The organism is Xanthomonas bonasiae, assembly GCF_014836395.1.
GTDB lineage: Bacteria > Pseudomonadota > Gammaproteobacteria > Xanthomonadales > Xanthomonadaceae > Xanthomonas_A > Xanthomonas_A bonasiae.
Window position 1 is genome coordinate 159,121 of sequence record NZ_JACSQX010000004.1, and the last position, 21,614, is coordinate 180,734.

At 69.3% G+C, this 21,614-nt stretch carries 17 protein-coding genes and 1 riboswitch; of the genes, 10 read left to right on the top strand and 7 right to left on the bottom strand.

Annotated elements, in window-relative coordinates:
• Window positions 1-133: 133 nt before the first annotated feature.
• The 5 genes from H9658_RS07655 (at window position 134) to H9658_RS07675 (ending at window position 3,347) form a co-directional block, all read left to right on the top strand.
• A complete protein-coding gene (locus H9658_RS07655; RefSeq protein ID WP_179570765.1) occupies window positions 134-727 on the top strand; it encodes a GNAT family N-acetyltransferase in 594 nt (197 codons plus the stop codon).
• 2 nt (window positions 728-729) lie between these two features.
• Entirely contained in the window at window positions 730-1,485 is a 756-nt protein-coding gene (gene minC / locus H9658_RS07660; protein ID WP_179570764.1) for a septum site-determining protein MinC, read from the top strand.
• Window positions 1,486-1,522: 37 nt separating this feature from the next.
• A complete protein-coding gene (gene minD / locus H9658_RS07665) occupies window positions 1,523-2,332 on the top strand; it encodes a septum site-determining protein MinD (RefSeq protein WP_179570763.1) in 810 nt (269 codons plus the stop codon).
• A gap of 2 nt (window positions 2,333-2,334) precedes the next feature.
• Window positions 2,335-2,592, top strand: coding sequence for a cell division topological specificity factor MinE (gene minE / locus H9658_RS07670; protein WP_009608870.1), 258 nt, complete (start codon window positions 2,335-2,337; stop codon window positions 2,590-2,592).
• A gap of 257 nt (window positions 2,593-2,849) precedes the next feature.
• Window positions 2,850-3,347, top strand: a complete 498-nt coding sequence (locus tag H9658_RS07675) for a hypothetical protein (RefSeq protein WP_191824942.1) — start codon at window positions 2,850-2,852, stop codon at window positions 3,345-3,347.
• 784 nt (window positions 3,348-4,131) lie between these two features.
• Here H9658_RS07675 and H9658_RS07680 read toward each other — a convergent pair.
• Together H9658_RS07680 and H9658_RS07685 are read right to left on the bottom strand one after the other, a co-directional pair.
• Complete coding sequence (locus H9658_RS07680; RefSeq protein ID WP_179570761.1) at window positions 4,132-5,424, bottom strand: sensor histidine kinase; 1,293 nt, start codon at window positions 5,422-5,424, stop codon at window positions 4,132-4,134.
• Window positions 5,414-6,115: a response regulator transcription factor gene (locus tag H9658_RS07685; protein ID WP_191824943.1), complete on the bottom strand. Its 702-nt coding sequence runs from the start codon at window positions 6,113-6,115 to the stop codon at window positions 5,414-5,416. Before H9658_RS07685 ends, H9658_RS07680 begins: the two co-directional genes overlap by 11 nt.
• Before the next feature lie 241 nt (window positions 6,116-6,356).
• Here H9658_RS07685 and H9658_RS07690 point away from each other — a divergent pair, with 241 nt between their 5' ends.
• From H9658_RS07690 to H9658_RS07700, 3 genes are all read left to right on the top strand, one after another.
• Entirely contained in the window at window positions 6,357-7,133 is a 777-nt protein-coding gene (locus H9658_RS07690) for a phosphatase PAP2 family protein (protein ID WP_191824944.1), read from the top strand.
• A complete protein-coding gene (locus tag H9658_RS07695) occupies window positions 7,130-8,818 on the top strand; it encodes a phosphoethanolamine transferase (RefSeq protein ID WP_191824945.1) in 1,689 nt (562 codons plus the stop codon). Before H9658_RS07690 ends, H9658_RS07695 begins: the two co-directional genes overlap by 4 nt.
• Before the next feature lie 120 nt (window positions 8,819-8,938).
• Window positions 8,939-10,939, top strand: coding sequence for a M2 family metallopeptidase (locus tag H9658_RS07700; protein WP_191824946.1), 2,001 nt, complete (start codon window positions 8,939-8,941; stop codon window positions 10,937-10,939).
• A 30-nt stretch (window positions 10,940-10,969) separates the two neighbouring features.
• Here H9658_RS07700 and H9658_RS07705 read toward each other — a convergent pair whose 3' ends face one another.
• From H9658_RS07705 to H9658_RS07715, 3 genes are read right to left on the bottom strand one after another with little or no spacing between them, the layout of a single operon-like run.
• The gene (locus H9658_RS07705; RefSeq protein WP_191824947.1) at window positions 10,970-11,500 is read right to left on the bottom strand and encodes a GNAT family N-acetyltransferase; all 531 of its coding nucleotides are present in this window, start codon (window positions 11,498-11,500) and stop codon (window positions 10,970-10,972) included.
• Window positions 11,501-11,504: 4 nt separating this feature from the next.
• Window positions 11,505-11,915 (bottom strand): hypothetical protein, encoded by a 411-nt coding sequence (locus tag H9658_RS07710; protein WP_191824948.1) that lies wholly within the window; start codon window positions 11,913-11,915, stop codon window positions 11,505-11,507.
• 52 nt (window positions 11,916-11,967) lie between these two features.
• Window positions 11,968-13,218, bottom strand: a complete 1,251-nt coding sequence (locus tag H9658_RS07715) for a multidrug effflux MFS transporter (protein WP_191824949.1) — start codon at window positions 13,216-13,218, stop codon at window positions 11,968-11,970.
• A 330-nt stretch (window positions 13,219-13,548) separates the two neighbouring features.
• Window positions 13,549-13,656, top strand: a riboswitch (glycine riboswitch).
• A 101-nt stretch (window positions 13,657-13,757) separates the two neighbouring features.
• Here H9658_RS07715 and gcvP point away from each other — a divergent pair.
• Window positions 13,758-16,619 (top strand): aminomethyl-transferring glycine dehydrogenase, encoded by a 2,862-nt coding sequence (gene gcvP, locus H9658_RS07720; RefSeq protein WP_191824950.1) that lies wholly within the window; start codon window positions 13,758-13,760, stop codon window positions 16,617-16,619.
• A gap of 78 nt (window positions 16,620-16,697) precedes the next feature.
• Here the strand turns inward: gcvP and H9658_RS07725 are convergent, their stop codons facing one another.
• On the bottom strand, window positions 16,698-17,423 hold the full coding sequence (locus tag H9658_RS07725) for a hypothetical protein (protein WP_225209815.1): 726 nt from the start codon (window positions 17,421-17,423) through the stop codon (window positions 16,698-16,700).
• Between the two features lie 80 nt (window positions 17,424-17,503).
• Entirely contained in the window at window positions 17,504-18,979 is a 1,476-nt protein-coding gene (locus H9658_RS07730; protein ID WP_191824952.1) for a GGDEF domain-containing protein, read from the bottom strand.
• Between the two features lie 479 nt (window positions 18,980-19,458).
• On the opposite strand from H9658_RS07730, the gene H9658_RS07735 reads away from it, so the two are divergent.
• The gene (locus tag H9658_RS07735) at window positions 19,459-21,561 is read left to right on the top strand and encodes a catalase (RefSeq protein ID WP_191824953.1); all 2,103 of its coding nucleotides are present in this window, start codon (window positions 19,459-19,461) and stop codon (window positions 21,559-21,561) included.
• The last annotated feature ends 53 nt before the right edge of the window (window positions 21,562-21,614 follow it).

Below are 21,614 nucleotides of genomic sequence, written 5' to 3' on the forward strand. Positions count from 1 at the left end.
ATCTTAGGATGAACGGCGCGCAATGCACTCCCACGGAAGTCATGCATGCGCGGCTCGCCGCCCCGGGCCACGCGTGCGATAATCCGGCTGGCGGTCCGCATCTGGCCGCGCGCGCATCAGCAACGGAGTCCCAATGTCGATCGTCATCCGCGACGTGCGCGAGCACGAGCTCGATTCGGTCCTGGCCCTGAACAACAACGCCGGACTGGCGATCCTGCCGCTGGATTCGGCCAAGCTGCATCGCTTCTACGAAACCGCAGAGTACTTCCGCGTCGCCGAGCGCGACGGCAACCTGGCCGGCTTCCTGGTCGGCTTCGGCGGCGACAGCGATCACGACAGCAGCAATTTCGCCTGGTTTCGCGAGCGCTATCCGGCATTCTTCTATATCGACCGCATCGTGGTGGCCAGCCGCCGCCGCGGCGGTGGCGTCGGCCGCGCGTTCTATGCCGACGTGCAGAGCTACGCCGAGCTGCGCTACCCGCAGCTGGCGTGCGAGGTTTTCCTGGACCATGGCGCGGACGCGGCGCTGCTGTTCCACGGCAGCTTCGGTTTCCGCGAAGTGGGCCAGAACACGATGAACGAGGTGGAGGTGCGTGCCAGCATGCTGTTGAAGGATCTGTGCAGTTACGCCTGGGTTCGCGAGACCTACGGCGAGCAGTTGCCCGACCTGCCCTGGGTCGGCCATGCCCGTCGCCTGCAACGGGCCCAGCGCCCGACCGGGACCTGAGCGTGTCGTCGGTGAATCTGGATTTCGAGCAGGCAGGCGAACTGAAGATCGGCCAGGTCGGCATCGCCAACCTGCGCATCCGCACCCTGGACGTGGCGCGCCTGACCCAGGAAATGCGCGAGCGCGTGCAGCGCGCGCCCAAGCTGTTCGGCCGCGCCGCGGTCATCATCGATTTCGGCGGCCTGGCGCAGACGCCCGACACCGCCACAGCGCGCGCGCTGCTGGAAGGCCTGCGCGCCGCCGGCGTGCTGCCGGTGGCGCTGGCCTACGGCACCCGCGAGACCGAGCAGCTGTCCGAGGCGCTGGGCCTGCCGCTGCTGGCCAAGTTCCGCGCCCAGTACGAGCGCATCGACGGCGGCGCCCCCGCCGCCGCGCCCGCTCCGGTCTCGCCGCCGCCCCCGCCGCCGCCCGCCCCTGCGGCGCGCCCGCAGCCGGGCCGCATGCAGAGGACCGCGGTGCGCTCGGGCCAGCAACTGTATGCGGAGAACTGCGACCTGACCGTGGTGGCCACGGTCGGCGCCGGCGCCGAAGTGATCTCCGACGGCAGCATCCATATCTACGGCAGCCTGCGCGGGCGCGCGCTGGCCGGCGCGCAAGGCAATACCGAGGCGCGGATCTTCTGCCGCGACTTCCATGCCGAACTGGTCGCCATCGCCGGCCACTACAAGGTACTGGACGATATTCCCAAGGAACTGCGTGGCAAGGCCGTCCAGGTCTGGCTGGAGCAGGACCAGATCAAGATCGCCGCGCAAGATTGACGCGGCCCTACAACCGAACGTATCAGGAGACATTCCTTTGGCTGAAATTATCGTAGTCACCTCCGGCAAGGGCGGCGTCGGCAAGACCACCACCAGCGCGAGCCTGGCCTGCGGGCTGGCGCGACGCGGCAAGAAGGTCGCCGTGATCGACTTCGACGTGGGCCTGCGCAACCTCGACCTGATCATGGGCTGCGAGCGCCGGGTGGTGTACGACTTCGTCAACGTGGTGCACGGCGAGGCCACGCTCAAGCAGTCGCTGATCAAGGACAAGCGCTTCGACAACCTGTACGTGCTGGCTGCCTCGCAGACCCGCGACAAGGACGCGCTGACCCAGGACGGCGTGGAGAAGGTGCTCAAGGACCTGGTCGCCGAAGGCTTCGAATACATCGTCTGCGATTCGCCGGCCGGCATCGAGAAGGGCGCGTTCCTGGCGATGTACTTCGCCGACCGCGCCGTGGTCGTGGTCAACCCGGAAGTCTCTTCGGTGCGCGACTCCGACCGCATCATCGGCCTGCTCGACTCCAAGACCCGCAAGGCCGAGGAAGGCAAGACCGTGCCGGCGTTCCTGCTGCTGACCCGCTACAGCCCGGGCCGGGTGGAAGGCGGCGAGATGCTCAGCATCACCGACGTGGAGGAAGTGCTGGGACTGAAGGCGATCGGCGTGATCCCCGAATCCGGCGACGTGCTCAACGCCTCCAACAAGGGCGAGCCGGTGATCCTGGACGGCGAGTCCCCGGCCGGCCAGGCGTACGACGACGCCGTGGCCCGGATCATGGGCGAAGAGCGCCCGATGCGCTTCATCTCCGTGGAGAAGAAGGGCTTCTTCACCAAGTTGTTCGGAGGGTGAGCATGGGACTATTCGACTTCCTCAAGGCCAAGAAGAACACCGCCGAGACGGCCAAGAACCGCCTGCAGATCATCATCGCGCAGGAACGCAACCACCGCGGCGGCCCGGATTACCTGCCGCTGCTGCAGCGCGAACTGCTGGAAGTGATCAAGAAGTACGTCAACATCGACGCCGACGCGGTCAAGGTGGACCTGGTCAAGGACGGCGAACACGACGTGCTCGACATCTCGGTGGCATTGCCGGAAGGGCCGACGCCCTGAGGGGTGCAGCGCGCTGCGGTCGCAGACAGCGACCGTGGCGCGCAGCCCGCGCCGCATTGTTCGGTGGTGCGTTCGACGTAACGTCCTGACGAAAACACTGCGGCGCCGGCAATGCGCCACGGTTGCCTGCACAACCCCAGCGGCGCAAACCGAACGCCTGAGCTCGAGCGGCACGGCAGTCGCGCTGTCGGCCGGCCCAACCGCCGCCAATCCGTTGCCGATGGCGTCTCGCGCCGCTCCTCCTTCCCGACCTCCCGATGCAGACCAACGACTCCCGCTCCGCACCCGCTGCCGAGGTCCTGACCGTCGGCGCCATCGGCCTGGACGCGCCGCGCGCGCTGCTGGCCCGGCATGGACTGATGCTGCACCGGGTCGCCGACGGCGCCAAGATTCCCGGCAGCTACTGGGGCGAACCGGAAGCCGGGGTGATCGCCAGCGACGTGTACGTGCGCGACGACACGCCGGTGCACTCGCTGCTGCACGAAGCCTGCCACCTGATCGTGCTGCCGCCGGAACGGCGTGCGCTGGTGCATACAGACGCCACCGACTCGGTCGAGGAAGAGGACGCCACCTGCTATCTGCAGATCGTGCTGGCCGACGCGCTGCCCGGCGTCGGCAGCGCGCGGCTGATGGCCGACATGGATGCCTGGGGCTACACCTACCGGCTGGGCTCCACGCGCGCATGGTTCGAACAGGACGCCGAGGACGCGCGCGCCTGGCTGCTGCAGCGCGGACTGTTGCCGCAACCGGACTGAGGCTTCGCCCATCCTGCCATCGCCGGCCCGGAGCACTCGCAGAAGCGGCTCCAGCCACGACGAGCGAAGCGCGGGCGCCGACCGGCTGCGGACACAGTCGGGACTGAAGTCCCTCCCACAGTGCACCAGGCTAGCCATCCGCACGCTTTTTGCAGGAGCGACTTCAGTCGCGACGAACGAAGCACGGCTGCCCACCGGCCGCGAATACAGTCGCGGCTGAAGCCGCTCCTACAGTGCACCCAGCAGACCAACCGCAAGGCCCCTGTAGGAGCGACTTCAGTCGCGACAAACGAAGTACGGATGCCCACCGGCTACACATGCAGTCGGGACTGAAGTCCCTCCCACAGTGCACCCAGCCAATCTGCCGCGAGCCACTGCAGGAGCGGCTTCAGCCGCGACGAACGAAGCACCGATGCCAACCGGCTACGCATGCAGTCGGCATTGAAGCCCCTCCCAAAATGCACCCAGCCAATCTGCCGCAAGCCACTGTAGGAGCGGCTTCAGCCGCGACGAACGAAGCACCGATGCCAACCGGCTACGCATGCGGCAGGGACTGAAGTCCCTCCCACAGTGCACCAGCCAATCTGCCGCAGGCCACTGTGGGAGCGACTTCAGTCGCGACGAACGAAGCGGGATAGCGCCCAGGCTTCGGATGCCGTCAGGGCACGGATGCCAACCCGGCTGCGGACGCAGTCGCGGCTGAAGCCGCTCCTACAGGTTGCGCTACAGGTTGCGCGGCCAGAGCCGCGATGCCGATGCGGCTTCGGGCAAGAGCGGCAACGCGCTACGCCGCGCCGCCGTCCTTCAATGCCGGACTCAGGTCCAATGTCGCCCGCGTGCCCTGCCCGGCATCCGAATCCAGCTGCAGCGACCAGCCCAGGTGTTCGCACAGCCGCGCGATCAGGTCCAGGCCGATGCCGCTGCCCTCGCGGCCGCCGCCGCGGGCCATGCGCATGTAGATCGCGCTGATCTCTTCCGGCGCCATGCCGTGGCCGGGGTCGTCGATGCGTACCACGCCCGGCGCCGGCATCGCGATCTGGATCACGCCCTGGTCGCTGTTCTCGATGGCGTTGCGCAGCAGGTTGCCGATCGCCGCCTGCACGATCGCCAGCGGCGCCAGCACCTCGCACGGCGGCAACGGCGCCAGCACCAGTTCCAGGCGCTTGTCGGCGCACAGGTGGCGATGGTCCTCGACGATGTCCGGCAGCAACTGGTCCAGCCGCACCAGGTCGCTGCCACGCGCCAGCCGCGCCGGATCCTTGGCCAGTACCAGCAGCAACGAAATCAGCTGGCCGACGCCGCTGGCGGTGCGGCGGATGCGCAGCAGCTGGTTGCGCGCGCTGGGCGGGATGTCGGACTGCTCCAGCGCCAGTTCGGCGGCGCCGCCGATCACCGCCACCGGCGTGCGCAATTCATGGCTGGCGCTGTCGATGAAGGCGCGCTCGCGCTCGACGAACAGGTCGTTGCGCAGCAGGTAGTCGTTCAATGCATCGGCGATCACCACCTGTTCGGCGCTGGCGCGCGGATGCACTTCGATGCGCTGGCCCGGCCGGTCCGGGCGCAGGCTGCCGATGCGTTGCGCCATGTCGGTGAGCGGCTGCACCACCCGGCCCAGGCCCCAGGCCACCAGCGCGCCGAGCAGCAGCACCGCGATCACGTTGGACAGCAGCATCCACAGCGCCAGGTTCTCCTCGTGCTTCTGCAGCTCGGTGATGTCCAGCGACAGCGCCAGGCGGCGACCGCGCACGTCCTGCACCAGCACCACCTTGTCGCGGCCTTCCAGCGGCACGTCGTCGTGCAGGCCCGGCGCCAGCGCCGCCACTGCCGGCGGCAGCGGCTCGCCGCCTTCGTCGCCGTACAGGCTCACGGTGCGGGTGTCGATCCAGCGGTAGTCCGGATCGACCGCGCTGCGCGCCAGGAAATGTTCCAGCTCCGAGCTGAGCAGCGAACGCCAGGTCAGCTGCTCGGCCTGGTCGTTGACGATGTAGCCATGCACGAATACCGCCAGCGACAGCAGCGCCGCATAGCCGACCAGCCACAGGGTGATGCGCTGCCGCAGCCCGGTCCTACGCGGCATGCTCTTGCTCGTGCGGATCCACCACCGCAAGCCGGTAGCCGATGCGCGGCAGGGTGTGGATCAGCTTGGTCGCGAACGGACCATCCACGCTGCGCCGCAGGTCGTAGATGTGCGAGCGCAGCATGTCGCCGTCCGGCGGCTCGTCGCCCCACAGCGCCTGCTCCAGGCGATCGCGGGTGACCGCGGCCGGGCTGGCCTGCATCAGCACTTCCAGCAGCTTGCGGCAGGCCGGATACAGGTGCAGGGTGCGGCCGCCGCGGGTCGCCTCCAGCGTGCCCAGGTCCAGCTGCAGGTCGCCCACGCACAGCAGCTTGCTGCGGCCGCGGCCCTGCGCGCGCACCAGCAGCGCCTCCAGCCGCACTTCCAGTTCCGGCAGCGCGAACGGTTTGGTCAGGTAGTCGTCGGCGCCGGCGCGGAAGCCGGCGATCTTGTCCGGCAGTTCGTCGCGCGCGGTAAGCATGATCACCGGCACCTCGGCGTGGTGCTGCTCGCGCATCGCGCGCAGCACCTGCGGGCCGTCCAGGCGCGGCAGCATCCAGTCCAGGATCACCGCGTCGTAGTGCTGGGTGGTGGCCAGGTGCAGGCCGGTGACGCCGTCCGGCGCCGCGTCCAGGGTGTGGCCGCGCACCTCGAAGTAGTCGAACAGGTTCGCGACCAGGTTCCGGTTGTCTTCTATCACCAACAGCCGCATGGCACTCGCTCGCATTCCGGGACGACGGGGGATGGCGCCATGCTAGCGGATGCGCGTCGGAACGCGGTCGGAACGCTGCGTCTTGACCGAATCTCGACGAAACCTGGACGGAACCCGAAAACCGCGACGGCAACCTGGGCTGAAGCGTCGCGCCTGCGGCGCTCCAATCCGACCGGTCTCCGACAAGGAGCGCAACATCATGACACTCGCCACCATTCGCGCGCCCAGCCCGCCTGCACCCATGCACAGCCCCTCCCTGCCCCTGCCTGCCGTTTCCGTGCTGCCCGCGCCGTCGGCGTTCTATCGCCGGCATCTGTGGCTGCCGCTGGCTGCGGCGCTGCTGGCCAGCACCGTACTGATGGGCCTGGGCGGCGACTTCTGGTTCGCCGACCTGCTGTACCGCTGGGAAGGCGGCCACTGGGCACTGAAGAACGCGGCGCTGACCAGCAGCCTGATCCATCACGACGGCAAGCTGCTCAGCACTGTGGCCTGGGTGGCGACCGCCGCCCTGGCGGTCTGGGCCTGGCGCCGCGCCGACGGCCAGCGCTACCGGCTGCCGCTGCTGTACCTGGCGCTGGCGGTGGCGTTAAGCACCGGCGTGGTGTCGCTGCTGAAGTCGCTGACCCACATGGACTGCCCCTGGGACCTGAGCCGCTACGGCGGCCACCTGCCCTACATCGGCCTGTTCGAGGCGCGGCCGGCCGGCATGCCGCATGCGGCCTGCTTCCCGGCCGGGCATTCCAGCGCCGGCTATGCCTGGGTGGCGCTGTACTTCGTCGCGCTGGCGCTGAAGCCGGCCTGGCGCTGGCCGGCGCTGGCGGTCGGGCTTGGCGCCGGGCTGCTGTTCGGGCTCGGCCAGCAGCTGCGCGGTGCGCACTTCCTGTCCCACGATCTGTGGACGCTGTCCCTGAGTTGGGCTGTGGCTCTGGGTCTGTACCGCGCCTTGCTGTGGCAGCCGCAGGTTTCGGCCCGATCCATGCATCTGCCCTTGCCTGTCGTGAAGGAAAGCCACACATGAGCCTTTCGATGCCGCACTCCGGCACCCGCCAGTCCAAGACCGACTGGTGGCGCCACCGCCCCCTGGTGAGCAACGAAACCCTGGCACTGGCCGCCAGCGCGTTCTTCGCCCTGGTCTGCAACGGTATGTTCTGGCGCAGCGCGATGAGCGGCCACCCCGGCGACCTGAAGCTGGGCCTGTCGCTGTTCCTGCTGCTGCTGTCGGTGCACGGGCTGCTGCTGGGCCTGCTGCTGTGGCGCGGCGTGTCCAAGCCGCTGCTGAGCGTGCTGCTGCTCACCACGGCGTTCGCCACGCACTACATGAACAGCTACAGCGTCTACCTGGACGCGGACATGCTGCGCAACGTGCTGGCCACCGATCACAAGGAATCGCGCGAACTGATGACCCCGGCGCTGATCGCGCCGCTGCTGTTCTACGCCGCGCTGCCGATCCTGGCGCTGTGGCGGCTGCGCCTGGTCCGGCGTCCGCCAGGCAGGGCGCTGGCGATCCGCGCCGGCTTCCTGCTGGCGATGCTGGCCTTGGGCGGCGTCGGCGCGATGCTGTCGTTCCAGGACCTGTCGGCGATGATGCGCAACCACCGCGAGATCCGCTACCTGGCCACGCCGATCAACTACCTGGTCGCGTTGCGGCAGAACCTCAAGTCCGACAGCCCCACGCACAAGGCGCCGAAGCTGCCGCTGGAACACGATGCGATCGCCACCCCGCGCGCACCCGGCAGCAAGCCGCGCTTGCTGGTGGTGGTGCTGGGCGAGACCGCGCGCGCGCAGAACTGGGGCCTGAACGGCTACGTCCGCCAGACCACGCCGCAACTGGCGCAGCTGGACGTGATCAACTTCCCCGACATGCATTCGTGCGGCACCAGCACCGAGGTCTCGGTGCCGTGCATGTTCTCCCCGTTCGGCCGCCACGACTACAACGAAGGCAACATCCGCAAGCACCAGTCGCTGCTGCACGTGCTCGAGCACGCCGGCATCGCCACGCTGTGGCGCGACAACCAGTCCGGTTGCAAGGGCGTGTGCGACGGCCTGGCGATCCAGCGCCTGGACGATGCCAAGGACCCGCAGCTGTGCAAGGACGGGCGCTGCGTGGACGAGATCCTGCTGCAGGACCTGGCCACCCAGGTGCGCGCCAAGCCCGGCGACCGGGTGGTCGTACTGCACCAGCTCGGCAGCCACGGCCCCAGCTATTTCGAACGCTATCCGGCCAGCTTCCGCCGCTTCACGCCCACCTGCGAGACCGCCGACCTGGGCAACTGCGAGCGCGAGCTGATCGCCAATGCCTACGACAACTCGCTGCTGTACACCGACCAGCTGCTGGCGCGCACCGTGTCCACGCTGGAGGCGATGCCCGACTACGACACCGCGATGATCTATCTATCTGACCACGGCGAATCGCTGGGCGAGAAGGGCCTGTACCTGCACGGCGTGCCGTATGCGATCGCCCCGCAGGAGCAGACCCACGTGCCGATGGTGATGTGGTTCTCGCCCGGCTTCGCCAGCGACCGCGGCCTGGACCTGGCCTGCGTGCGTGCGCGTTCGCGCCAGTACGCCGACCAGGACAACCTGTTCCCGTCGGTGCTGGGCCTGATGCAGGTCAAGACCGGCGTCTACGAACGTTCGCGCGACCTGTTCGCGCAGTGCGTGGGTGGCGGCAGCGCAATCGCCGCCGGCGCCGGAAGCCGCTAAGCGACGGCGGCGGCGGCGCGGCGCCGGCGCCGCGCCGCCTGCGCCGTCGGCGCGGGCGGCCCTTGCGGCGGGCGGGGCGGACCACTAGCCTCGTCGCATTCGTCACCGAAGGGATCCGCCGTGAACCACCGCCCCCTGCTGCTTGCGCTGTGCATCGGCGCGAGCGTGCTTGCGCTGTCCGCGTGCCGCAAGGAAGCGACCACCGAAACCGACACCGCGCCGGCGCCGACCGCGCCCGGCGAGAGCGCCGACCAGTTCGTCGCCCGCATCAACGAGGAATACCGCGCGCTGCTGCCGGAGCTGACCTCGGCGCAGTGGCTGTCGATCACCTACATCAACGGCGATTCGGAGCGGCTGGTGGCCAAGGCCAACGAACGCTGGCTGACCACGCTCAACGGCTGGATCGCGCAGGCCAAGCGCTACGAGGGAAAGCCGATGTCGGCCGACAGCGCGCGTGCGCTGCAGCTGCTGAAGCTGATGACCGCGATGCCGGCGCCGCGCGACCCGGCCAAGCTGGCCGAACTGGCCCAGCTGGCCTCGAAGATGGAAGGCGCTTACGGCGCGGCGTCCTATTGCACCGGCGAGGGCGATGCGCGCCGTTGCCGGCAACTGGGCGAACTGGAGGACGTGCTGCGCCGCAGCCGCGACTACGACCAGCAGCTCGACGCCTGGCAGGGCTGGCACGGCACCGCGCAGCCGATGCGCCAGGACTACCAGCGCTTCGTCGAACTGGTCAACGAAGGCGCGCGCGAGATGGGCTACGCCGACACCGGCGCGATGTGGCGCAGCGGCTACGACATGCCGCCGGCGCAGATCGCCGCCGAGACCGACCGGCTGTGGAGCCAGGTCAAGCCTCTGTACGAACAATTGCACTGCTACACCCGCGGCAAGCTCGACGCCGAGTACGGCAAGGACAAGGGCGAGGTCGCCGGCGGCCTGCTGCCGGCGCACCTGCTCGGCAACATGTGGCAGCAGGACTGGAGCAACCTGTGGGACCTGCTGCAGCCCTACCCCGGCGCCGGCAGCCTGGACATCACCGACACGCTGGAGAAGCAGTACCAGAGCAACCTCGGCGCGGCGCTGGCGCGGCGCAATGGCGACACTTCGCCGGAGGCGCGGTTCATGGCCCAACGCGACGCGCAGCTGCAGAGCGCCAAGCAGATGACCGAGCGCGCGCAGGATTTCTACACCTCGCTGGCGATGCCCAAGCTGCCCAACAGCTACTGGGCGCGCAGCCAGTTCATCAAGCCGCTGGACCGCAACGTGGTCTGCCACGCCAGCGCCTGGGACATGGACATGGCCGGCGACGTGCGCACCAAGATGTGCATCCAGCCGAACGAGGAAGACTTCACCACCATCTACCACGAGCTCGGCCACATCTATTACGACCTCGCCTACAACCCGCTGCCGCCGCTGTTCCAGGGCGGCGCCAACGACGGCTTCCACGAGGCGATCGGCGACACCATCGTGCTGGCGATGACCCCGCAGTACCTGCATTCGATCGGCCTGGTGGAGGCGCCGCAGCTCAGCCGCGAGGCGCTGATCAACGCGCAGATGCGCATGGCGCTGGCGAAGGTGTCGTTCCTGCCGTTCGGACTGATGATCGACCGCTGGCGCTGGGGCGTGTTCGACGGCTCGATCGCGCCGGAGCACTACAACCAGGCCTGGTGGGACCTGAAGGCCAAGTACCAGGGCGTGGCCCCGCCGTCGGCGCGCGGCGAGGACTTCTTCGACCCAGGCGCCAAGTACCACGTGCCCGGCAATACCCCGTACACCCGCTACTTCCTGTCGCACATCCTGCAGTTCCAGTTCTACAAGGGCCTGTGCGACGCCGCCGGCTACAAGGGCCCGCTGTACGAGTGCACCTTCTACGGCAACAAGGAGGCCGGGCAGAAATTCTGGTCGATGCTGCAGCGTGGCGGCAGCCAGCCATGGCAGGCCACGCTGAAGGAACTGACCGGCAACGACAAGCTCGACGCCGCCCCGCTGCTGGAATACTTCGCGCCGATGCAGGAGTGGCTCAAGCAGCAGAACCAGGGGCAGATGTGCGGGTGGGAGGCGCCGAAGGCAGTACAGGCGGCGGCAACGGCCCCTGCCGCCACGGCGCCGAAACCGCAGTGATCGCCGCGGTGCGGCGACCTGGCCGCCGACTCAATCGTCCGCCAGCCGCGCCCAGCGCTCATGGTCGCGCCAGATTCCGCCGATGCGCAGGTAGCGCGGCGAATAGCCTTCGTGGCGGAAACCAGCGCGTTTGACCAGCGCCAGCGAGCGCGTGTTGTCCGGCTGGATGTTGGCCTCCACGCGATGCAGGCCCAGTTCGGAAAACGCATAGGCCACGCACAGCCGCAGCGCATGCGTCATCAGCCCGCGGCCTTCGCAGCCGGCCATGGCGTGGTAGCCCAGGTAGGCGCTCTGGAAGCAGCCGCCGACGATCTGGCTGAAGGTGAACAGGCCAGCGACTTCGCCGCTGTCGCGCGCGCGCGCCAGCAGCGCGACGTTAGTGCCGTCCAGGGTCTGCGCGTACCACGTGTTGAAGCCGGGCACGTCGGTGAACGGATACGTCCACGGATGATGCAGCGCGGTGCTGGCGCGGTGCGCCTGGATCAGCGCGAGCCCATCGCGGCGCCGCACCCGCGCCAGCGACACGGCGGCGTCCGCGGCCTGGCTGGCGCTCTGGCCCATGTCTTCAGCCCGGCAACGCCGTGCCGGCGCCGCGCTGCATGACCTGCGCGTGGCGCTCCTTGAACTCGTCGAAGCTCAGCCCCTGCGCCTGCGCATCGGCATGCGCGGCGTCCTTCAGCGCATCCGAATACACCAGCCGCACCGGCGTGCCGGCGCGCTCGTGCAGTTCCGCGGCCTGCATGATCAGCGACAGCACCTGCGCGGCGCTCTCGCTCTGCCCGGCGATGCGCCCGTCCATGCCCAGCACCCACTCGCCGTCGCGGCGCACGACGCCGGCCAGCAAGGTGCGCTGCTGGTCGCGCAGCTCGGCATGCGGTTCGATCGCGGTGGCCGCAGCGGCGGCTTCGCTGCGGTGGCGCAGGCGTTCGGCAAGCTTCTTGCGCACGTCGCGGCGCTGCTTGGACTGGATGGACATGCGGTTTCCTCAACGATGACCCGGCGACGATAGCCCAACCGCGGCGCCGGCGTCACACCGGATCGGCCGGCTCCAGCTGCGGCACCTGGCTGCCGGGCCGCGGCAGGCGCTTGCCGCTGCGCCGCTCCCAGCGCCAGAAGCCCCAGCCGATCAGGAAGAACGCGCCCGAGCCCAGCGCCAGGTGCATCGGCCGGCTGCTGAGCAGCGGCGACAGCACCCCGGCCACCACGGTGTTGAGCATCAGCTGGGTGAAGGCCTGCAGCGACGAGGCCAGCCCGCGCTGGCGCGGGTACATGTCCAGCACCGCCAGCGCCAGGATCGGGAAGATCAGCGCCATGCCCAGGCCGGCCACGAAGATCGGCAGTACCGCCCACGGCAGCGCGATCTGCGGCGCGATCGCGGTATAGGCGATGTTGCCGACCATCGACACGCCGCAGCAGATGAAGCCGATGCGCACCTGCCGCATCGGCCCGATGCGCCCGGCCATGCGCCCGGACAGGAACGAGCCCAGGGTCATGCCGCCGATGGTGGGAATGAACAGCCAGGCGAAATCGCGCTCGGTCCGGTGCAGCAGGTCGATGATGAACACCGGCGCCGAGGCGATGTACAGGAACACGCCGGCGAAGTTGAACGCGCCGGCGGCGGCCAGGCGCTGGAAGCGCGCGTTGAACGCGATGGCGATGTAGTCGCGCAGCAGCGTGCGCGGCGCCAGCGGGGTACGCGCCTGCGGCGGATGCGTCTCCGGCATCCAGCGCAGCGTGGCGACCAGCAACAGCAGCGAGAACCCGACCAGGAACCAGAAGATCGTCGGCCAGCCGGCGCCGGTGGCCAGGATCCAGCCGCCGATGATCGGCGCGATCGCCGGGGCGATGCCGAAGATCATCGACACCTGGCTCATCAGCCGCTGCGCGTCGTGGCCCTGGTACAGGTCGCGGATCACCGCGCGGCCGACGATCATGCCGACGCCGGCGGAAACGCCCTGCAGCGCGCGGAACGTCAGCAAGGTGGGCAAGTCGCGCGACAGCGCGCAGCCGGCCGAGGCCAGCACGAACACCACCAGCCCGCCGACGATCACCCGCTTGCGGCCCCAGGCGTCGGACAGCGGCCCGTGCGCCAGGCCCATCAGCGCGTAGGCAAGCAGGTACACGCTGACCGTCTGCTGGATCGCCACCGGATCGGCGCGCAGGCGCTGCGCCAGCTGCGGGAACGCCGGGAAGATGGTGTCGATCGAGAACGGGCCGAACATCGCCAGCCCGGCCAGCAGCAATGCCAGGCGGCGGGTCGAGATCGTCGGGAGCGTCATGCGCAGGATCCTGGAAAGCCGGCCGCACGCAGCCCGGGTGGGCGAACACGCGACGACACCGTCCAAGGGACGGAACGATGGGGAGAGGGAATGCCGCCATGATAGACCCTTGCCAGTGCCGAGTTAAGCGCCGCGGCCGCGGCCACGCCGCAGCGGGGCGCAGGCCCGCATGTTCAGCGAGCCGCGGCAGACCCGCCGGGCGGGCCGTGCGGAGGCCGCCGTGGGCGCCGCCGGCCACGCTATAATCGCCGGGCAGCATGGTGGGAGAAGCGGGGCGACCCGCTGCCGAAGGCGCAAACGCCCGTAATCGCTCAGGCCCGATACCACCCGCACCAAGACTCTGGAGAGACCGGTCCAACCCGGCGCCGAAGGGGCACGAAGCGCAGCGCAGCCCGCCGCCGCTTCCAAACTCTCAGGCAAAAGGACAGAGGGGCAGTGGGAAGACATGTGGCTTCCCGTCGGTCGTGTCCGCAGCTGCGGCCGACGGCGGCATCCGTGCGTCCTCCGCCCTTCGTGCCCTCCTCTGCCGGACGACCGCCATGTCTAACACCCCCTCGCTGCGCGACCTCGAACACCACTCGGCCTTCGTCGAACGCCATATCGGCCCGAACGACGCCGAGATCGCGCACATGCTGCGCACCGTCGGCCACGACTCGCTGGACGCGCTGACCGACGCCATCGTGCCGGGCAAGATCAAGTCGCCGGCTGCACTGGCGCTGCCCGACGCGATCACCGAAGAGGAAGCGCTGGCCAAGATCGGCGCCATCGCCGACAAGAACCAGGTGCTGCGCAGCTTCATCGGCCAGGGCTACTACGGCACCCATACGCCGAAGGTGATCCTGCGCAACATCCTCGAGAACCCGGCCTGGTACACCGCCTACACGCCGTACCAGGCGGAGATCTCGCAGGGCCGCATGGAAGCGCTGATCAACTTCCAGACCATGTGCGCGGACCTGACCGGCATGGAGATCGCCAACGCCTCGCTGCTGGACGAGGCCACCGCCGCGGCCGAGGCGATGACCCTGGCCAAGCGCTCGGCCAAGGCCAAGTCCGACACCTTCTTCGTGCACGACGCGGTGCATCCGCAGACCCTGGAGCTGATGCGCACCCGCGCCGAGCCGCTGGGCATCGTGCTGCGCGTGGGCACGCCGGAGGAAGCGCTGCAGGCCGAGTGCTTCGGCGTGCTGCTGCAGTACCCGGACAGCTTCGGCCACATCGGCGACCACAAGGCGCTGGCCGACGCCGTGCATGCGCGCGGCGGCCTGGTCGCGGTGGCCACCGACCTGCTGGCGCTGACCCTGATCGCCGCGCCCGGCGAATGGGGCGCGGACATCGTGGTCGGCAACTCGCAGCGCTTCGGCGTGCCGTTCGGCTTCGGCGGCCCGCACGCCGCGTTCATGGCCTGCCGCGACGCCTACAAGCGCTCGATGCCGGGGCGCCTGATCGGCGTGTCGATCGACGCCGCCGGCAACCCCGCCTACCGTCTCACCCTGCAGACCCGCGAGCAGCACATCCGCCGCGAGAAGGCCACCTCCAACATCTGCACCGCGCAGGTGCTGCTGGCGGTGATGGCGGCGATGTACGCGGTCTACCACGGCCCCGACGGCCTGACCCGCATCGCGCGGCGCACCCATCGCCTGGCCGCGATCCTGGCCGCGGCGCTGCGCAGCGCCGGCATCAGCGTCGGCGAGCGCTTCTTCGACACCCTGCACGTCAAGGCGATCGATGCCGAGGCGATCCATGCCAAGGCGCGCGCGGCCGGTATCAACCTGCGCGCGATCGACAGCGAGGCGCTGGGCATCAGCCTGGACGAGACCACCACCCGCGCCGACGTGATCGCGCTGGCGCAGCTGTTCGGCGCGAGCGCCGATGTCGATGCGCTCGATGCGGCCACTGCCGACGCATTGCCGCAGGACCTCAAGCGCAGCAGCGCGTTCCTGCAGCACCCGGTGTTCAATACCCACCACAGCGAACACGAACTGCTGCGCTACATGCGCGCGCTGGCCGACAAGGACCTGGCGATGGATCGCACCATGATCCCGCTGGGCAGCTGCACGATGAAGCTCAACGCCACCGCCGAGATGATCCCGGTGACCTGGCCGCAGTTCGGCGCGATCCATCCGCTGGCCCCGGCCGAGCAATCCACCGGCTATGCGCAGTTGATCGACGAACTGGAAGCGATGCTGGTCGAATGCACCGGCTACGACGCGGTCAGCCTGCAGCCCAACTCCGGCGCGCAGGGCGAATACGCCGGCCTGCTGGCGATCCGCGCCTATCACCGTTCGCGCGGCGAAGCGCATCGCGACATCTGCCTGATCCCCGAGTCCGCGCACGGCACCAACCCGGCCTCGGCGCAGATGTGCGGCATGAAGGTCGTGGTCACCAAGTGCGACGCCAACGGCAACGTCGATGTCGACGACATCCGCGCCCAGGCCGAGAAGTACAGCGACCGCCTGGCCGCGCTGATGATCACCTACCCGTCCACCCACGGCGTGTTCGAGGAAGACGTGGTGGCGATCTGCGAGGCGGTGCATGCGCACGGCGGCCAGGTCTATACCGACGGCGCCAACATGAACGCGCTGGTCGGCGTGGCCAAGCCCGGCAAGTGGGGCTCGGACGTGTCGCACCTGAACCTGCACAAGACCTTCTGCATCCCGCACGGCGGCGGCGGTCCGGGCGTCGGCCCGTGCGCGGTGAAGTCGCACCTGGCGCCGTTCCTGCCGCGCACGCTGGGCGGCGAAGGCGACGTCGGCATGGTCAGCGCGGCCAGCTTCGGCAGCGCCTCGATCCTGCCGATCAGCTGGATGTACATCACCATGATGGGCAACGCCGGGCTGCGCAAGGCGACCCAGGTCGCGCTGCTCAACGCCAACTACATCGCCAAGCGCCTGGCCCCGCACTACCGGACGCTGTACACCGGCCGCAACGGCCTGGTCGCGCACGAGTGCATCCTCGACGTGCGTCCGCTGGAGAAGAGCACCGGCATCGGCGCCGAAGACGTGGCCAAGCGCCTGATCGACTTCGGCTTCCACGCGCCGACGCTGAGCTTCCCGGTCGCCGGCACGCTGATGGTGGAGCCGACCGAGAGCGAATCGCTGCACGAACTGGACCGCTTCATCGACGCGATGATCCAGATCCGCGAGGAGATCGCCGCGATCGAGGACGGCCGCCTGGACCGCGAGGACAACCCGCTCAAGCACGCCCCGCACACCGCCGCGCAGGTCACCGCCGGCGAGTGGACCCACGCCTACCCGCGCGAGCTGGCCGCGTTCCCGCTGCCCACGCTCAAGCAGGCCAAGTACTGGCCGCCGGTGGCGCGGGTTGACAACGTCTACGGCGACAAGCACGTGATGTGCGCGTGCATCCCGGTGGATGCGTACAAGGACGATGTGGTGGCGTAACGCCCACCTGCCCTGTCGCGTATCGCCACGCCAGCCCCGCATGTCGGGGCTGGCGTTTTTTTGCCGAAGGCGCTGCGCTCAGTCGCGCTCCACGCCGGGATCGAAGGCCAGGCCGTCGCCGACCTGCTGCAGGCAGCGCAGCGGCTGCTTGGGCAACTGCCGCCATTGCGTGCGCAGCGCGCTGTCTTCGATGCTGCCGGTGCGCAGTTTGGCCTTGCCGGTCAGGTAGTTCACGCTGATCTCGTCGACCTCGCCGCTGCCGCGGTGCAGGCCGCGCATGTCGTAGCCGATCAGCTGGAAGCAGTCCTGCCGGTAGCGGAACAGGAAGGTCGTCTCGGAGGTGTTCCAGCTCCCGGCGCTGGAGAACTGGTGCAGGTTCACCGAGAACGCGCCGCGCGCGATGGCGGGTTCGCCGCCGTCCAGGTAATCCTCCATGTTCGGCGCGTCCGGGCGCGGGATCAGCGCGTGATCGCGCAGCACCAGCCGGTAACCGTCGCCCTCGGCGAAGGCCACCGCCAGCATGCGCGGATTGGTGTCGAAGCGATCCGGGCCGAAGCCGGCGTTGTCCAGCACGTTGCGCGGATCGGCCATCTTCAGCACCAGCAGCAGGTCCGCGCGGCCATCGCCGTTCAGATCGCCGCGGCGCTCGAACTCCAGCGTCCAGCCGCCCGGCACGAACGCGGCGGCATCGCGGCCTTGCGCGGGCAACTGCGGATAGACCACCGCCGGCGGATCCAGCGCTCGCGCGGCGCCGGCGACAGCCAGCAACATGGGGAACCACGGCCAGGGGGATCTGAGCGGCATCGCGGGATCGACGTGCGGGAATGGAACCGCGATGGTGGCACGATTCGGCGACGCTTCCGCGCAGCGTTCGCCGCGCACGCTCAACCCGGCGCAGCGACGCCCTGCATCTCTGCCGCCGCGTCCTGCGCATGCGCACAGCAATTGCGGCCATTGCGCTTGGCGCGGTACAGCGCGGCGTCGGCCTGGTGCAGCAGATCGATCGCCGCCTCGGCACTGGCCGGGCGGGTGGCGATGCCGATGCTGACCGTGACCACGCCCAGCGGGCTGGCCGGGTGCGGGATCTGCCGCTGCTCGATGGCGGCCAGCAGGCGCCGCGCGATCGCGTGCGCGGCATCGGCCACGGTGTCCGGCAGCACCACCGCGAATTCCTCGCCGCCGTAGCGCGCCACCGTGGCGGTCTGTGCAGGCAAGGCCTCGGCCAGCGCGGTGGCCACCTCCACCAGGCAGGCGTCGCCGCGTACATGGCCGTGGCTGTCGTTGAACTGCTTGAAGAAGTCGATGTCGATCATCAGCAGCGAACAGTCCCGGCCGTCGTCCATATCGCGCAGCCGCGCCGCCAGGCCAACCCGGTTGGCGATGCCGGTCAGCGGATCGCGCGCCACCTGCTGTTGCAGACGGCGCGTGCTCACGCGGCTCAGCCGCTGGATCTCCAGATGCTCGCTGTGCAGGAACGCCACGTGCGCCCCGTACACCATCACCGCCAGGGTCGCCGCGGCCATGCCCCAGAAGAAGCTGACCCGCGACACGCTGATCGCCAGCAACAGCACCGCCAGCGAGAACACGATCGGCGCGAACGCGGCGATCAGTTCCGCGCTGCGCATGCTCGGCCGCGCGTGGCGCAGCCAGCGCCCCCGCGGCAGCGACGCGACCAGCACCAGCGCCATGCCGGGCAGATCGATCAGCAACCCGCCCCACCACGGCAGCCCGCCCAGTTCGATGCGGTTGTACAGCGCCGCCACCGCGCCGTTGATCCACAGGTAGGCGCTGGCGCTGAGATAGAAATGGCGGCGGCTGCAGCCACCGGCCCCGAGCAGGCGCAGCGTGGCCATCGACGCGAGCAGCAGGTCGATCGCATCGGCGTGATTGATGATCAGGTTGACGTCGGGTTCGGAGAAACCATTGCTGGACGACAGCGCCAGGTCGATCAGCAGAAACAGCAGGCCGGCGCCGACCAGCGCCAGCACCGCATCCAGTGCCACGATCAGCCGCGGCTGCGATCGGTTGAACGAGCGCGCGATCAGGTACAGCGCCGGGATCATCGACGAGCCGGAAAACATCACGCCCAGTTTCTGCAGCGCGGGACCGTGCGGCGGGAACAGCAATGCCAGCAGGTTGCAGCCGGTCCACAGCATCTGCACGCCGACCATGGCGCCCAGCAGCCGCCACGGCATCCGGTCCATCGCCGGCGCACGCCGCAGCCGGCGCAGCACGGCCAGCACCGCCATCGCCTGCACCGCCAGGCCACACCATTGCGCAGCGGGCGCGGCGCTGCCGCCCGCGTGCGCGGCCAGCGCATGGGCGAGCAACAAGCCGATGACGAGGATGGGCAAGAACACGTTCGGTCTCCGTCGCACGCCATGCTGCATTGCATCGGCCGCTGCCGTTGCGCCGTCCCCGCGCTCGCAGCCCCTGGAAGGAGCGCCGCGCAACGCACTATCGGCCGCGCGGCGCCGTCCTGTAGCCCCGGCTTGGCGGCAACGCCCGCACCTGGCGGCGCTTGCGGCCTCCCGACGGCCAGCTGCAGCGGTACGACCGCGGTTCGCCGCAGAGGCCGCAAGAGGCTGCGGGCGACGGCGGCGAGCCGCGTCGCTACATGGCGAATGCACGCCACTCGCGCCTCTGCGCGTTGTGCGAACCGCACCACACGCCGCCGCGCCGTCCTCACGCCATGCTCGGACAGGTTGCACGGACCGTTCACGCCTGCCGGCCCAGCATCGGTCAGACCCCTGACACCCTCTCTCTCCCGCGCATTGTGCAGCCATTGCAGCGCGAATCCCTTCCGCCGTCCCCGCCTCATCCCCCGGAGCGCACATCCATGGCCAGCCCTCGCAAGCCCAGCAAATCCAGCACGCCCGTCGATACCAGCGCCGTCGCCGACCAGCGCGGTCGCGGCGACGAACTGCACCAGCACGCCGGCGGCACGCATCCGCCGCTGACCACCAACCAGGGCATTCCGATCGCCGACAACCAGAACTCGCTGCGCGCCACCCCGCGCGGGCCGACGTTGCTGGAAGACTTCATCCTGCGCGAGAAGATCACCCACTTCGACCACGAACGCATCCCCGAGCGCATCGTGCACGCGCGCGGCAGCGCCGCGCACGGCTATTTCGAACTGACCGCCTCGCTGGACAAGTACACCACCGCCAAGATCCTCACCGAGGTCGGGGTGAAGACGCCGGTGTTCACCCGCTTTTCCACCGTCGCCGGCGGCGCCGGCTCGGTGGACACGCCGCGCGACGTGCGCGGCTTCGCGGTCAAGTTCTACACCAAGGAAGGCAACTGGGACCTGGTCGGCAACAACATCCCGGTGTTCTTCATCCAAGACGCGATCAAGTTCCCGGACCTGATCCACGCGGTGAAGATGGAGCCGGACCGCGGCTTCCCGCAGGCGGCCAGCGCGCACGACACGTTCTGGGATTTCATCTCGCTGACCCCCGAATCGCTGCACATGATCATGTGGGCGATGAGCGACCGCACCATTCCGCGCTCGCTGCGCATGATCGAAGGCTTCGGCATCCACAGCTTCCGCCTGGTCGACGCGAACGGCAACAGCACCTTCGTCAAGTTCCACTGGCGGCCCAAGCTCGGCCTGCAGTCCACGGTGTGGGACGAAGCGGTGAAGCTGGCCGGCGCCGATCCGGATTTCCACCGCCGCGACCTGTTCGAGGCGATCCAGCAAGGCGATTTCCCGGAATGGGAACTGGGCGTGCAGCTGTTCACGGAAGAAGAGGCGGACAAGTTCCCGTTCGACCATCTCGATTCCACCAAGCTGATCCCGGAGGAACTGGTGCCGCTGAAGATCGTCGGGCGCATGGTGCTGGACCGCTGGCCGGACAACTTCTTCGCCGAGACCGAGCAGGTGGCGTATTGCCCGGCCAACATCGCGCCCGGCATCGACTTCTCCAACGATCCGCTGCTGCAGGGCCGCCTGTTCTCCTACCTGGACACCCAGCTCAGCCGCCTGGGCGGGCCGAACTTCCACCAGATCCCGATCAACGCGCCGAAGTGTCCGTTCGCCAACATGCAGCGCGACGGGCACATGCAGATGGGCGTGCCCAAGGGCCGCGTCGCGTACGAGCCCAGCTCGCTGCAGGACGACACGCCGCGCGAAAGCGCGCGCGGCTTCCCCAGCCACGCCACCCCCAGCGAGGACGGCGCCAAGGGCCGCGTGCGCGCGGAGAGCTTCGCCGACCATTACAGCCAGGCGCGCATGTTCTTCCGCAGCCAGAGCAAGCCGGAGCAGGCGCACGTCGCCTCGGCGCTGGTGTTCGAGCTGTCGAAGGTGGAGACCGCGCATGTGCGTGAGGCGGTGGTCGGACACCTGCGCCACGTCGATCCGGCGCTGGCGCAGCGCGTGGCCGACGGCCTGGGCATGGACACCTTGCCGCCGGCACCGCCGGCCGCGGTCGCGCCGCAGGACATGCCGCCGTCGCCGGCGCTGCAGCTGATCGGCAAGATGAAGCCGACCCTGCAGGGCCGCGCGATCGGCATCCTGGTCCACGACGGGTCCGACGCGGCCACGGTGAAGAACCTGCAGAAGGCAGCGCGCGATGCCGGCGCCACGGTCAAGATCGTGGCGCCGAAGCTGGGCGGCGCCAAGCTCAGCGACGGCAGGAAGCTGGCCGCGGATGGGCAACTGGCCGGCACCCCGTCGTTCGTGTTCGACGCGGTGGCGGTGGTGCTGTCGGCCGAGGCCGGCAAGCAGCTGAGCAAGGAGTCGGCGGCGGTGGATTTCGTCAGCAACGCCTTCGCGCACCTGAAGGCGATCGCCGCCGATGCCGGCGCGCAGCCGCTGCTGAAGGCCGGCAACGTGGTCAAGGACGCCGGCGTGCTCGATGCCGGCAACGGCAAGGGCTTCATCGAGGCGGCCAAGACCCGCCAGTGGGACCGCGAACCGAAGCTGCGCATGCTCGCCTGAGCCAGCGTCGCCAGCGGCACCCTGCCCCGACCGCGCCATGCCTCCGCATGGCG